The sequence below is a fragment of the Ponticaulis sp. genome (assembly GCF_029210165.1).
Lineage (GTDB): Bacteria > Pseudomonadota > Alphaproteobacteria > Caulobacterales > Hyphomonadaceae > Ponticaulis.
This window is the reverse complement of sequence record NZ_JARGNT010000003.1, coordinates 215041-228875: the sequence shown is the minus strand read 5'-3', so window position 1 is coordinate 228875 and position 13835 is coordinate 215041. Positions and strand designations below refer to the sequence as shown.

Here is a 13835-nt window from a genome sequence, read left to right as displayed (position 1 = left end):
CTAAACCTACGCAGGAGGAACAGGCCGGTTCCAAGAAATCAGGCGACACCGGCCTCGCGCCAGGCTTCCTTCGGCCAGCGGCGGTGCATCCAGAACCACTGGCCCGGTGTTTCGCGGACGCGCGCTTCCATGAAGGCATTGATCTGCTCAACCGTCGCGTGGATATCCGCTTCCAGATTGCCGGTTTTTTGCGGGACGATAGTGTCGTGAATGGTGACGCGGAAACGGCCAGGGCCTGTGCGTACGGTTGAGAATGGCACAATCGGCACGTCGTATTTGATGGCGAGACGGCTCGGCCCTGGCGCAGTCATGGCCTCAATTCCGAAGAACGGAACGGCGATGCCCTGATTGAATTTCTGATCATTCATCAGGCCGACGGCTTTGTTGTCCTTCAGCGCCTTCATGACTTCGCGCGTACCAATACCCTTTGGCGTCAACACGGCTGTGCCATAGTCATGGCGCACCTTGTTCAGCTTGCGGTCAATGTGCGGATTGTTCAGCGCGCGATAGGTGATGTAGGCATCGTCCACGCGGTTACAGATCGTGGCTGCCATAACTTCCCAATTGGCGAAATGCCCGGACACCATCACGGCGCCCTTATCAGAATCGCGAATGGCGTCGAGGTTCTCAAGGCCGACAATCTCGACGCGGCCATTTTCCTCATAAGGGTCAATCTTCGGCAGGTGAGGGAGTTCGCCAGCCGTGCGGCCAAAGCATTCCCAGGCTTCCATCGCAGTCGCTTCGACTTGCTCTTCACTCCATTCGGGGAAGGCCATGCGCAGGTTCTTCAGTGCGGTCTTATGCGTGCTGGTGAGCGGGCCGAGCTTTTTGAAGAACCAGCCGCCAAAGTTCGAGGCACGGTCTACGCCCATCATTTTGAACGGGCCCCAATAGATCACATCCCATGCAATCGACTCGATTTGCCAGAGCAGCTTCTGGCCGAAGCTTGCGCGGTTCTCGACATCTTTGGAGCGGATATATTGCTGCTCGTTGCTCATGAATCTTTCCTGATGAGCGGCTCAAATAGGCGCTCTAGCGGTGCAAGGTCAAACTCGGCATGAACCGGATGGGTTAAGATGTCGTCTCGCTGCGCTTTTTCCAGACGTACATAATCTTTTTCAGTTGTGATGAGGCGTGCGCCGCGTTCGCTGGCTAGACCATGCAGGAAATCAATGTCGTCCTGCGAGAATGAGTGATGGTCCGGATAAGGCACTTCGTCGACGACATTGCCGCCTTCACGGGTCAGCGTGTCGAAGAATTTAGCGGGGCGTCCAATACCGGCAAATGCGAGAAGCGGGCCATCTGCGACCGGGCCGTTGGAGACGGTGTGGCCCTGAACAACCGGACCTTCGAAGCTTTTAAGTTCGTCGAACAGGCCTTTAAGCTCCCCCATGACGATCACAGCATCAGCGCGTGACAGGCCGCGTTCGACAGGCTCTCGCAGCGGGCCTTTCGGGAAGACAAAGCCATTGCCGCAAGGATTGCCGCCATCGATCACCACAATGGAGAGATCTTTGGTGAGGGTCGGATTTTGATGACCATCATCCATGAGGATGATGGCGACGCCATCGGCGCTCATGGCTTTACCGGCTTCGACCTTGTCCTTGCCAATCCATGCTTCACCGGAACAGGACAGCATCAGCGCTTCATCACCGACATCGATGGCGGTGTGCGCGTTGAAGTCGACCTTTAGCGGGCCTTCCAGCTTGCCCTTATATCCGCGTGAGAGGGAGGCCGCGCGCAGGCCTTGTGCCGAGAAATAGTCGCGAAGCGCGGCAACGATCGGTGTTTTACCTGACCCGCCAAGCGTCAGATTGCCGACACAGATGACCTTGGCAGAGACGACTTCCGGCTCAGTCTTCTCGATGCGGCGCGCACCCGCCCAGCTGTAGAGAGCCGATAGCGGCGTCAGCAAAGCGCGCGTGAGCGGGGCAGCGCTGCGTGCGTATTTGTCTGTCTGGTGCCAGAAGGCGGGTTCTCTCATGACGCAGCTGCGATCTTCAGATGTTTGAGCGCCGCTTCTTTGGCGAGGCGAAGCGGTTTGTCTCCTGAAAGATAGGAGGCAAGCTTGCCGGTGTCAGGTTCAAAAGTGTGCTCACCCTTCAGCCATGGCAGCGCCGCGGCTGCGAGCGACTGTGCGTCGCTGACAAATTCGGCAGCGCCTGCCGCTGTCATGTCCGCGAATTCGGCCTTGAAATTGTCTGTCTCCGGCTCGGAGATGACATAGCGTTCCAGCTTGAGCGCTTCGATCGGGTTATGGCCCAGAATACCAGAGCCCGGCTTGCCGCCGCCCAGAAACACGACGTTTGCAAGCCGCATCCAGAGGCCCAGCTCGCCCAGCGTATCGCAGAGCCATATCTGGTCACCTTCTGACGGCGCGCTCTCCTGGAAGCGGTGATAGAATGGATAGCCGCCAATGACCGGCATAATGTCGCCAGCACGTTCAGGGTGGCGGGGCGCGATGATCAACAGCGCGTCTGGCAATTCCTTGAGGATGTCCTCAAAGGCCGCGACGACCATCTCTTCTTCGCCCGGATGAGTAGACAGCGCCGCGAAGACCGGACGATTCCCGATAACAGCGCGCAGCCGATCAAGCTCTGCCTCGTCTGCGGCGAGTTCTGGTGCGGCGTATTTCAGATTGCCCGCGAGCTTCAGCCGCTTACCGGTGAGGTGGTGCAGCCCGTCCATCGTGCGCTGGTTGGCTGGCAGGATTGGCTCGAACCCGCCCAGAAGTTTTTTGGCAAGTTTGGGATAGCGTTCCCAGCCCTGAAGGCTTTTCTTCGTCATGCGGGCATTCACCAGCATGCGGGGAATACGTTTTTTATCGAGCTTGCTCAGCATGTTCGGCCAGATGTCACCTTCGGCGACTATGGCGAGGTCTGGCTGCCAGTGTTTCAGAAAACGTTCTGTCGCGAATGGCGTATCTATCGGCGCCATCTGATGGACAAGGTCTGGCAGGTCTTTACGCGCGATGAGGCCTGCGGACGTCTGGGTTTGTGTGGTGATGACCGCATGTAAGTCAGGCGCACTTTCTTTCAGCGCTTCATAAAGCAGGGTCAGCACCTGGCTTTCGCCAATGCTCGCGCCATGCATCCAGACGAGCTTTCCGGCCGGACGCTTACGGCTCGCATAGCCGCGTCGTTCCTGCAGGCGGTCCGGATTCTCTTTGCCCTTTTTGACACGGCTGTTGAGAATGAGCGGCAGGAAAGGATCAAGGCCGGCTGTCAGCGTGCGATAGGTGACGAGCCCGAGCGTCATGCTGTTTCCTCGCTCAGCGGCTCCGGTGGCTCATAAGTGCCGCCGACAAGTTCTTCTGCGCGCTGTGTCGCGGCATTGAGCGCATCTTCCATGCGCTGGCGGATGTCTTCAGCTGGAACGCCGCGCGGCGCTTCGATAATGTCGCCAATCACAATCGCGCCCCTGGTGAACGGGAAGGGGATGACGAAACGGTCCCAGCTATTGAGGCGTTTGGCCGGGCTGGCGGCGAGGGCATAAGTCACGATTTTCGCGCCGCGGCGCTGGGCAAGAAGAGCCGCGCCGAGGCTTGCGCGCTGACGCGGGCCGCGCGGGCCGTCAATCGTGATGCAGACAGCGCCGCCTTCTTTCAGGAGTTCGCCGGTCTCACGAATGGCCGCTGCGCCACCTTTGTCCTTGTCTTGCTTCTTCTTGTTGCCGCGCGAGCCACGAATGACTTTCAGGCCCAGCTTTTCAGCCGCACGCGCTACGAATTCACCGTCGCGTGACATGGAGATCATAATCGCGAGCTTGCCATCGCTGCCGGCACGATGACGCATATATCGCGTCCAGCCGACGGGCAGGAGGAGAATACGCGAGTGCCAGCTGGCCGCGATCAGCCCCTGATCACCGTCCCAGAGTGGCTCAACTTTTTCGAGCCCTTCGACATGCCAGCGATTGGTCCGACCGATCAGTGCCATATAGGCCCAGATCAGGAAGGCCAGTGTCGATTGCACGGGGCCTGAACGCAGAATAGATTTCATGGCTTCCGCCTTACTCTGTGTTTCATGTCTGCGCAAATGGGGAAAAGGTAGATTTACGTTGAGAATTCGGTGAGGTAAGGGCCAGTCATGTTTAATAAAACACCCGAACAGAAAGCCCGTCGCCGCGCCCGTGAGGCCGCGAAAGGCCCGATTGATCTCTCAACGGAAAAAGGCCGCAAGCGCGCCAATAACGAACTCTACTGGGGTGACCACGGTTTTCTGCGTTTGCGCTTTCAGAACCTGCACCAGATTTCAGATGAGATGTGGCGCTCTAACCAGCCCTCTCCCAAGCAGGTGGCAGAACATGCCTGTGAACGCGGTATCAAGACAATTCTGAACCTGCGCGGCGAGAGTCCGAAAGGCTATTATCTGCTGGAAAAAGAAGCCTGTGAGGCTAACGGCATCACGCTGGTCGACTTTCAGGTTTTCTCTCGCAATACGCCGACCAAAGAGCGGATTTTTGAGGCGAAGGAACTGTTTGATAGCATCGAGTATCCGGCGCTGATGCACTGTAAGTCAGGTGCGGACCGGGCGGGCGTAATGTCTGTGCTCTACAAACTGCTCCGCGAAGCAACGAGCCTTGAAGAGGCGCGCGATCAGCTCTCTCTTAAATACCTCCATGTGAAGCACGGCAAGACCGGTATTCTGGATGCGGTGTTCGAAATCTACGCCGCCTTCAATGAGCGTCAGCCGACGCCATTCCTTGAATGGGTGGAGAAGTATTACGACCCTGAGGCGATTAAAAAGGCTTTCAAAGAGTCCGGTCGGGGCAATTTGCGAATTGACGAGCTGCTCGGTCGCGAATAGGCGCAGAATTTGCAGGGGCAATTATTGGCTAGTGCCTTAGCTTCGGCTAGGCTCTGTTCTGGGAAGTGGGAGTGGCACAATGAAATACTTCGTAATCAACAGCTTTCGCCTGATGGTCTACCTCGTCTATCCGGCATTTATTCTTTATGCGGGCGCAACCGGCTACATCAATGGCGATGTGTTTGCAGACCGTCTGGGATCTGACATCTTTCTGAACAAATATGTCTCCGCCGGTTTCGGCCTGTTCCTTGGCTGGGTCATTGCAACGCTGGCAGCTGGTCTGATCATCACGCTTCTGGATATCCGCGATGATGTGAACGACATGCTGCGCATCGTCGAGCAACACGAAAAAGAATAATCTGATCTTTCAGACGACAATTTTCTGGCCTCATCTGTTTTTCGCAGGTGGGGTCAGTTGCATTTTGGGGTGACGCAGGTCATCTGAATTCTATGAACGATACGAATTACGAAGAGACACTCAATCGTGTGATTGAGAAAGCGCTGGCCTCTGGTGCCACATCAGCAGATGCCAGCATGGACCGGTCCCGCGGCGTTGATGTCACTGTACGCGAGGGCAAGCTGGAAACGATCGAGCGTGATGAGTCGACCGGTGTGTCGCTCCGCTGCTTCGTTGGTCAGCGTCAGGCGCATGTGTCCGGTTCGGACCTCAGCACTGATGGTCTGGAAGCTCTGGTGGATCGCTGCGTCAGCATGGCGAAGATCGCGCCTGAAGATCAGTATGCAGGCATTGCAGCACCTGAAGAGCTGGCGCACGACCTTCCTGAGATCGAGCTCTGGGGCGATGACCCTGTCGAGCCAGAAGTTCTCGAGGCCGAAGCAATTGAAGCTGAAGCGGCGGCACGCGCTGTTCCCGGCATTAAAGATGTTCCAGGCTCAGGCTCCAGCTGGTCGGCTGGTGAAGTCTGGCTGGCGGCGTCTAACGGTTTCCGCGCGCACAAATCGTCTTCTCTCTCCGGCGTTGGTCTGTCTGCGATTGCAGAACGCGACGGCGTTATGGAGCGCGACTATGAGAGCTACACGTCTCGTCGCCGCATTGACCGCCCGACACCGGCTGAAATCGGCCGCGTTGCGGGCGAGCGCACGATTGCCCGCCTTGGCGCGCAGAAGATCGATAGCCAGAAAGCCGCTGTCTTCTATGACAAGCGCGTTTCGGCCAGCCTGATCGGCGCATTCATCGGCGCGATTTCTGGCGCAGCGATTGCTCGTGGTACGTCCTTCCTGAAGGACAAGCTGGGCGAACAGGTCTTCGCTAATGGCATTGAGCTGATTGACGATCCTTTCCGCGCCTTCGGTATGGGGAGCCGCCGTTTCGATGGCGAAGGCCGTCCGGTTCAGGTGACGAAGATTGTGGAAGACGGACGTCTGACAACATGGCTCTTGAATGGCCCGTCTGCGCGTCAGCTGGGGCTCAAGCCGAACGGGTTTGCGTCTCCGGGCTTTGGTGACCCGCCGAGCATTTCGGTTTCCAACATGCACATGCCTGCGGGCAGCCAGTCACCGGAAGAGCTAATCTCTTCGGTTGGTAAATGCCTTCAGGTCACTGAAATGTTCGGGCCGAGCATCAACCCGAATACGGGCTACTATTCTGTTGGCGTATCGGGCGTCTGGCATGATGGTGAGGGCAACAGCTTCCCTGTGTCTGAAATCACTGTGGCGGACAATCTGATCGAGATGTTTAAACGCCTTGTGCCAGCGAGCGATCTTGAGTTCCGCAATCGTACGAACACGCCCGGCCTGCTTATCGAGGGGATGACGATTGCTGGCCGCTGACCTGCAGGCTGATCTAAATCTCCTGCGGGACGCCGCCCTCGAGGCCGGCAATATCGCCATGACCTATTTTCACTCGGATCTGAAGATCTGGGAGAAAGAGCCCGACCATCCGGTTACGGATGCCGATCTGGCGGTGAATACATTTCTGGAAGAAAAGCTGCGCGGCGCGCGGCCTGATTATGGCTGGCTGTCCGAGGAAACTCAGGACGGCCCGGAACGCCTGAGCCGCGATTGCGTGTTCGTCGTCGATCCGATTGATGGCACGCGTGCCTTCATGGAAGGCAAGCCGCATTTCTGTATCGCGCTGGCCATTCTGGAATTCGGAGAGCCTGTGGCCGCCGTCATTTATGCGCCGGTCTTCAATGAGTTGTTTGTTGCGGGCAAAGGCCTTGGCGCAACGCGCAATGGCGAGACCATCACCTCCAGCCCGAAGCCGGAGCTGGAAAAGGCGCGCATCATTGCCGATCCTCGTATGTTTTCGCCCGATCATTGGGATGTGCCATGGCCCGAACTCGTCTTTCCTGACGTCACGCCGAACGCTACGGCTTACCGGATGGCGCTGGTTGCGGATGGTCGCTGGGACGCTGTTGTCGTTCTCCGCGAGAAGTTCGACTGGGATGTCGCGGCTGCTGCATTGATCATCGCAGAGGCGGGTGGCCGCGTGAGTTGTCATATTGGTGACGATTTTGTGTTTAATCGGAAAGTCGCATCCCAACGGAGCTTGATTGCTGCGGGGCCGGTGGTACACGAACTCATTGTGCAGCGGGTCAATCATCTGGTCCTGCCGGAACCCGGCGACTCGTGATACCGCCGCGAACAGAATTAATGCCTGGAGACAGACACTATGACCGACTCAGCTACTAGCCAGCAACAGCTTCTCCACATCGTAATCGGTGGTGAGCTGAAAAACGTAACCGACATTGAATTCGAAGATCTGTCTCAGATCGATTTCGTCGGTGCTTTCCCGAACTACAAAACAGCGTATGACGCATGGAAATCTGCTGCGCAGCGTACAGTAGACTCTGCTGAAACACGCTACTTCATCCTGCACGCCCACAAGCTGCTCGACCCGGAAACGGGAGCGCACCATAGCGTCTGAGGTAAAAAGAAAGGCGGGTCTGACCCGCCTTTTCCGTGAATTCTTCACCTCTCATATGGGGTGGTTTGTAACCGGTACTCTGGCTGCCGTTGTGACGTCTCTTGCAGGCGTCACGCAGATGGTTCTTGTCAAATTTGTGGGTGATACGCTTCAGGCGCTGATAGGCGCGGAGCTGGACCCGGAGAGCCTGATTTACCGCTTCGGCATGCCGGGCGTATCTCTGATCATCATTCTGACTGCAGGCATCATCATCGCATCCATCCTTCGGGCGGGATCGCTTTACGGGATGACCCTGTTCAACAATACCGGCGTTCAGAAATCGCTGGTGGATGTTCAGAATGCGCAGTTTGCGAGCCTGACGCGCGGCGACTTTGCGCGCCTCAGCTCTGCTGCCAGCGGTGATTTTGTGTCCCGCTTTATCAACGACACCAATGCCATGCGTGATGCAGGCCTTCGCGTTGCCAATAACTTCACCAAAGGTGTGGTGACGGTTATTGGCGCATTCGTGTCTATGCTTCTTATCGACTGGCAACTCACCCTGATTATGCTGGTCGCTTATCCAATCGCTTTTGGCCCTGTCATCGCACTCGGCAATTCCGTGCGCAAACGTGCAAAGCAGGCGCAGAAACAGGTTGGCGAGGTGACCTCGCTTCTTTCTGAAGGGTTTCAGTCTGGCCGCGTGGTGAAAGCCTACGGCCTTGAGGACTATCAGACAGACCGTGTCGGTCGTGGCTTCATGGAACGCGCGGCGCTTTATCTAAAGGTTCTTCGTGATAAGGCGGCTGTTGACCCGATCCTTGAAGTGACGGGCGGCGTTGCGATTGCCGGCGTGCTCGGCTTCTCCGCATGGCGCATCTCCATGGGCGATTCCACGCTCGGTGATTTTATCGGCTTTCTCGGTCTGATTGGTCTGGCAGCTCCTGAAATCCGTGCGCTTGGCACGTTGAATGCTGTCGCTCAGGAAGGCGGCGCAGCGGCTGACCGCGTGTTCGAAGTCCTTGATGACGAAGCTGTGGTTCGTGATGCGCCGGATGCGCGCCATCTGAACGAGGTGAAAGGCGCGATCAGCTTTAACAATGTCGAGTTTGCGTATCCGGATGGGTCGCTGGCGCTTAAGGGCCTGAGCTTTCAAGCTCATCCGGGTGAAACAGTGGCGATTGTGGGTCCGAGTGGCGCAGGTAAGTCGACAGTCTTTAACCTGTTGCTTCGTCTCTATGATGCGAGCGCTGGCGAGGTTCTGATCGATGATGTGCCGGTGACCGCAGTCAAAGGCGCAGACCTTCGCGCCAACATGTCGCTCGTGGCGCAGGATGCTGCGCTGTTTGATGATACGATCGCGGCAAACATTGCGCTGGGGCGTCTTGGCGCGAGCCGTGAAGACATTGAGCGGGCCGCTGCGCTCGCCAATGCAACTGACTTCATCGCGGCGCTTCCGGACGGCTATGAAACGCAGGTTGGCGAGCTGGGGCGTAACCTCTCAGGCGGCCAGCGCCAGCGTATCGCGCTTGCCCGTGCAATACTGCGTGACGCACCAATCCTGATGCTGGACGAGGCGACGTCTGCGCTGGATGCAGATTCTGAAGCCAAGGTTCAGGCAGCGCTTGCGGATTTCTCCAAAGACCGCACCACGCTTGTTATCGCGCATCGTCTTTCAACCGTGCGCAATGCGGATCATATTGTCGTGGTGGAAGATGGCCGCGTCGTTGAAAGTGGCGGCCATGATGAGCTCGTCTCAAGCGGCGGGGTTTATGCCCGCCTTGCAGAGCTTCAGCTGAATTGACATTCTTATTCAACAGTCTCTGCTCGACGTACATATTTGCTCGCAGGAGGTACACTGATGATTGTAAGCGCTGAAGTGGTGCAAAGCCTCGAAGACTCCAATGAATGGATCGTCGAGGCTTTAACCGAAGAAGGTGGTATTCAGAGAACGATTTTCATCGACTCAAGCGCTCGAGAGAGAGCAGAAAATTACGCAGCCATCATGATGTCTCAATATCAACTACATCAACGCAGGTTTGAGGTCGGGAGTGCCGAGGGTCGGTGTGCCATTCCGCTTCGAGTGTTGAAATAGAATCAATGTCTGCGACGAACATGCAGCGCCACTCACCGCCTTGCGGCAGTCCGCTGCTCGAGCCTCCCCCAAACTGGTAGGTAAGAACCTTCTCTTTGTTTTGCTTCCAGCCAATCGTATGAACGCACACTTCTCGAGTATGGCCTTTGTAAAAAAGACTCACAGGCGTTCGATTAGCTACAGCATCGCGTAGCAAGTTATAGTTTGGAGAGTTTTGAAAGCTTGGAACTGTAAGCATAATTGCTAGTTTCCTTAATCAGGCTGGAAAAAGCAATTTGACTCGAGCGTTGAGCTACCAATATATGAGTCATGAAAATTACCTCCATGCCGTATGGTTTGGACTAGAGGGTCGGGTAAGTGTTGGTAGCGCTCCCGACCCTCGCGATTTCGACCTAAATTGATCGACCTAGGGACATTGGGGACGGCGCAGCATCGTTTCAACCGAGTGCGTTCATTATTTCTGTTTAGAAGTAACTTTTTCGTAACTTTATTGAAAGTTCGCCGATTCCAGCGGGTACTCATTCGCCGCGGTACGCAGGAATTTAGCGAGCTTTTCAGCCTCTTCCGCGCCTTGAACGGCAACCTTGCGATTGGCGATGTATGTCGGCACGCCTGAAATTCCCATCTGACGGTAGGCCGCTTCTTCGCGCATGACGTTTTCAAGGTCAGCGTCGCGCGAGAGAAGGTCTATCAGCAAATTGCGATCCATGCCGACGGATGCACCGATATCAGCCAGCACGTCTTTATCACCAATGTCGCGGTGGTCCGTGAAATAGGCGTGGAACAGGGCTTCCTTCATGCCATAGCCAAGGTTCTGGCCCTGAGCCCAACGCAGAAGACGGTGCGCATCCAGCGTGTTCGGTCGCACTTCAATGCCTGAGAATTTGAACGGAATGCCTTCTGCCTCGCCATACTGTTCCAGCATCTGACGCATGGCAGAGAAACGGTCTTTCTGCTCGCTCTTTTCGCTATCGCCTACGCCGCCAAACTTGGCCGCCATATACTCTTTATAGGGCATGCCTTCGCGCGGAACGGTAGGGTCCAGCTGGTAAGGACGGTAGATGACTTCGACAGGGAATTCATCGCCAATCAGCGCGATAGCTTCGTTGAGACGGCGCATGCCGAGCCAGCACCACGGGCAGACAAGGTCTGAGACCATTTCGATTAGTACACTCATGGCGTTAGACTACCTCTGAAAGCTGGCAAGTGTCACGGGCTGTCCGCTTCTGCATAGAGGATATGCATCTGGTAGCGTTATCACTTTACCGTGTGACTGTTATGGTGAGGAATAAGGTTCACCATAAGAGCCGATCGGGAGAAAATTGAATGCACCAGCGTCTCTGCAAGATTGTTTCGACTATTGGACCGGCGACGTCTTCGCCCGACATGCTACGCATGATCCATGAGGCGGGGGTGAATGTCTTCCGACTGAATATGAGCCATGGCCAGCACGATAAGCTGCGCAACGTGGTGAAATCTATCCGTGAAATGCAGGTCGAAACGGGCGTTGCGACGGCGATCTTTGCGGATTTGCAGGGGCCTAAGATCCGCACGGGCACGTTTGAAGACGGCTCGATCCAATTGCGATACGGGCAGGGATACCGGCTGGTGAACGCAGCCTCGACGACCGAAGAGGGCGTTATTCCTGTTCCGCATCAGGAAGTGTTCGATGCGCTGGACGAAGGCGCGGTGATCAAGCTCGATGATGGCAAGCTACAAATGACGGTAACAGGCCGGGATGGTGACGTTTTGCTAGCGCGGGCCGATGCGATGGGCACGCTGTCTGATCGTAAGGGGATTAATATCCCAGACCGCAGCCTGCCTATTTCTGCGCTCACAGAGAAAGACCGCGAAGACCTTGAGTTCGCGCTCTCCATGAAGGTGGATTACATCGCGCTCTCCTTCGTCCAGCGGCCGTCTGACGTTCATGAAGCGCGTGAGCTGATTGGTGACAAAGCGGGCATTATCTCCAAGATCGAAAAGCCTTCCGCGATTGAGCATCTCGATGAGATTATCGAAGCCTCTGACGCCATTATGGTGGCGCGCGGCGATCTGGGCGTTGAGTGTCCGGTCGAGGATGTGCCCATCATGCAGCGCCGCATCATTCGTGCCTGTCGCCGTGTAGGCAAACCGGTCATCGTTGCAACGCATATGCTGGAATCCATGGTGGAATCCAAAGCGCCAACACGGGCAGAAGCCTCTGATATTTCTTCGGCGGTGAACCAGGGCGCTGATGCCGTGATGCTGTCTGCAGAAACGGCGGTAGGCAGCCACCCGCAAACCGCAGTGGCGATTATGGACCGGGTCATCTCAGCGACCGAGCGCGATCCTGAGACAGCCTGTTACGCCATTTTCCATAGTGAAGAAGATCATTCGACCACAGCAGATGCCGTGAGCCTTTCTGCGCGGCGGATTACCGAAGTGCTCGAATGCCGTTTCGCGGTAGCCTACACCAACACAGGCTCAACGGCGCGCCGCCTTGCGCGGGACCGGCCATATGCGCCGATCCTTGCTGCAACGCCGAATGTGGAAGTCGCTCAGTCTCTGTCGCTTTGCTGGGGCGTGACGGCGAAAGTCACCGAAGATATCTCCGACTTTGGCGAAATGATCGCGCGCGCCGATACGCTGGCATCCGAGGCCAGCGGTGAAAATGGCGAACGGATTGTCATCCTGTCCGGCTTCCCGTTCGGCCGGTCGGGTAAGACCAACACGCTGAAGATCAGCCGTATCGGCGCCATTGAGGATGATAGCTAAGGCTAAAATTCAAAACGGGTGATTGCGTTTTTCACTGAGGGTGCGAGGTTACGCGCAGAAAAATACTCAGGGAGAACGCAATGCCATTTGATCAGGTCAGCCAGCCGGAAACGCTAGGCCTTTCAAAAGAGCGACTGGACCGGATACCGGCCTTCTACAAAAAGAACTATCTCGACTCCAAACGCCTGCCGAACATCTCGACCATGGTCGCACGCGGCGGTGAGATCGCGCATCTGTCATGTCAGGGCGTGAAGAACTGGGATACGGGCGAACCGGTTACGGCGGACACGATCTACCGCATCTACTCCATGACCAAGCCGGTGACATGCGTTGCGGCGATGATGTGTTTTGAAGAAGGCCTTTTGCGCCTTGAGCATCCGGTGTCGCGCTACATTCCGAGCTTTGCCAATCTGAAAGTCTGGGCAGGCGAGGGGCAGCTGAAAGACCCTGATCGAGAGATGACTGTGAAGGACCTGTTCCTCCACACATCCGGCCTGACCTACGATTTCCTCGGCCTTCACCCTGTCGAGAAGCAATACATCGACAAAAAGGTCATTCGTCAGAATTACACGCTTGCTGAGATGTGCGAGGTCCTCTCCGAAATTCCACTGGTCTTCTCACCGGGTGACCGCTGGAACTATTCTGTTGCGATTGATGTTCTGGGCCATCTCGTTGAGATCGTATCCGGCATGTCGCTGGACGCATATTTCCAGACGCGCATTTTCGAACCACTCGGCATGGTCGATACCGGTTTCACTATTCCGACAGAAAAGCTGCCACGCTTTGCGGCCTGCTATGCGCGCAATCCTCTGACTAAGGAAATCACGCTGGCGGATAAAGGTGATGGTAGCTCGTCTTACTGTCGTGAGGGTAAAGACCCGCAACGCCTGTTCAGCGGCGGTGGCGGCCTCGTCTCTACGATTTCTGATTACTATAATTTCTGCCGCATGCTCTCGAATGGTGGTGAGCTGAATGGCACCCGCCTGCTCAGCCCTAAGACAGTCGAGTACATGATGATGAACCATCTGCCAGAGGGTAAAACCATGGCCGGTATGGGCGATACCATGTTCTCCGAGAGCAACATGGCTGGCAACGGGTTTGGCCTTGGCGGGGCTGTGACGGTTGATGAGATCCTGATGAACCAGCCATGCTCTGAGGGTACGTTCAGCTGGGGCGGGCTTGCATCCACCTTCTTCTGGATTGATCCAGTAGAAGACATTATCGCGATCCAGATGACGCAGATGATGCCGTCATCATCCTATCCGATCCGGCCGCAATTCCAGCAATTCGTTTATTCGAGCATTATCGAGTAGAT

The 13835-nt window shown here is 56.2% G+C and carries 13 protein-coding genes; 8 read left to right on the top strand and 5 right to left on the bottom strand.

Annotation, left to right across the window (positions count from 1 at the left end; all coding sequences use genetic code 11):
* Nucleotides 1-38 precede the first annotated feature (38 nt).
* From P1U45_RS15780 to P1U45_RS15765, 4 genes are read right to left on the bottom strand one after another with little or no spacing between them, the layout of a single operon-like run.
* The gene (locus P1U45_RS15780; protein ID WP_301059917.1) at nt 39-998 is read right to left on the bottom strand and encodes a lysophospholipid acyltransferase family protein; all 960 of its coding nucleotides are present in this window, start codon (nt 996-998) and stop codon (nt 39-41) included.
* Nucleotides 995-1984, bottom strand: coding sequence for a tetraacyldisaccharide 4'-kinase (gene lpxK, locus P1U45_RS15775; RefSeq protein ID WP_301059916.1), 990 nt, complete (start codon nt 1982-1984; stop codon nt 995-997). The genes P1U45_RS15780 and lpxK overlap by 4 nt, the downstream gene beginning before the upstream one ends.
* Nucleotides 1981-3258, bottom strand: a complete 1278-nt coding sequence (locus tag P1U45_RS15770) for a glycosyltransferase N-terminal domain-containing protein (protein WP_301059915.1) — start codon at nt 3256-3258, stop codon at nt 1981-1983. Before P1U45_RS15770 ends, lpxK begins: the two co-directional genes overlap by 4 nt.
* Nucleotides 3255-3998, bottom strand: coding sequence for a lysophospholipid acyltransferase family protein (locus tag P1U45_RS15765; RefSeq protein ID WP_301059914.1), 744 nt, complete (start codon nt 3996-3998; stop codon nt 3255-3257). The genes P1U45_RS15770 and P1U45_RS15765 overlap by 4 nt, the downstream gene beginning before the upstream one ends.
* Nucleotides 3999-4085: 87 nt before the next feature.
* Here P1U45_RS15765 and P1U45_RS15760 point away from each other — a divergent pair, with 87 nt between their 5' ends.
* The 6 genes from P1U45_RS15760 to P1U45_RS15735 all read left to right on the top strand — a co-directional run bounded on the left by P1U45_RS15760 (nt 4086) and on the right by P1U45_RS15735 (nt 9475).
* Complete coding sequence (locus P1U45_RS15760) at nt 4086-4805, top strand: protein tyrosine phosphatase (protein WP_301059913.1); 720 nt, start codon at nt 4086-4088, stop codon at nt 4803-4805.
* Between the two features lie 79 nt (nt 4806-4884).
* On the top strand, nt 4885-5163 hold the full coding sequence (locus P1U45_RS15755) for a hypothetical protein (protein ID WP_022696031.1): 279 nt from the start codon (nt 4885-4887) through the stop codon (nt 5161-5163).
* A 92-nt stretch (nt 5164-5255) separates the two neighbouring features.
* The gene (locus P1U45_RS15750) at nt 5256-6596 is read left to right on the top strand and encodes a TldD/PmbA family protein (protein ID WP_301059912.1); all 1341 of its coding nucleotides are present in this window, start codon (nt 5256-5258) and stop codon (nt 6594-6596) included.
* Nucleotides 6583-7401, top strand: coding sequence for a 3'(2'),5'-bisphosphate nucleotidase CysQ (locus tag P1U45_RS15745; RefSeq protein ID WP_022696033.1), 819 nt, complete (start codon nt 6583-6585; stop codon nt 7399-7401). The genes P1U45_RS15750 and P1U45_RS15745 overlap by 14 nt, the downstream gene beginning before the upstream one ends.
* 39 nt (nt 7402-7440) lie before the next feature.
* Nucleotides 7441-7695 (top strand): DUF4170 domain-containing protein, encoded by a 255-nt coding sequence (locus P1U45_RS15740; RefSeq protein ID WP_293608810.1) that lies wholly within the window; start codon nt 7441-7443, stop codon nt 7693-7695.
* 55 nt (nt 7696-7750) lie between these two features.
* A complete protein-coding gene (locus P1U45_RS15735) occupies nt 7751-9475 on the top strand; it encodes an ABC transporter ATP-binding protein (protein ID WP_301059911.1) in 1725 nt (574 codons plus the stop codon).
* 778 nt (nt 9476-10253) lie between these two features.
* On the opposite strand, the gene P1U45_RS15730 is transcribed toward P1U45_RS15735, so the two are convergent.
* A complete protein-coding gene (locus P1U45_RS15730) occupies nt 10254-10943 on the bottom strand; it encodes a DsbA family oxidoreductase (RefSeq protein ID WP_301059910.1) in 690 nt (229 codons plus the stop codon).
* 149 nt (nt 10944-11092) lie between these two features.
* Between P1U45_RS15730 and pyk the strand changes: the two genes are divergently transcribed.
* The gene (gene pyk / locus P1U45_RS15725; RefSeq protein ID WP_301059909.1) at nt 11093-12520 is read left to right on the top strand and encodes a pyruvate kinase; all 1428 of its coding nucleotides are present in this window, start codon (nt 11093-11095) and stop codon (nt 12518-12520) included.
* A gap of 80 nt (nt 12521-12600) precedes the next feature.
* Entirely contained in the window at nt 12601-13833 is a 1233-nt protein-coding gene (locus P1U45_RS15720; RefSeq protein ID WP_301059908.1) for a serine hydrolase domain-containing protein, read from the top strand.
* Nucleotides 13834-13835: the final 2 nt, after the last annotated feature.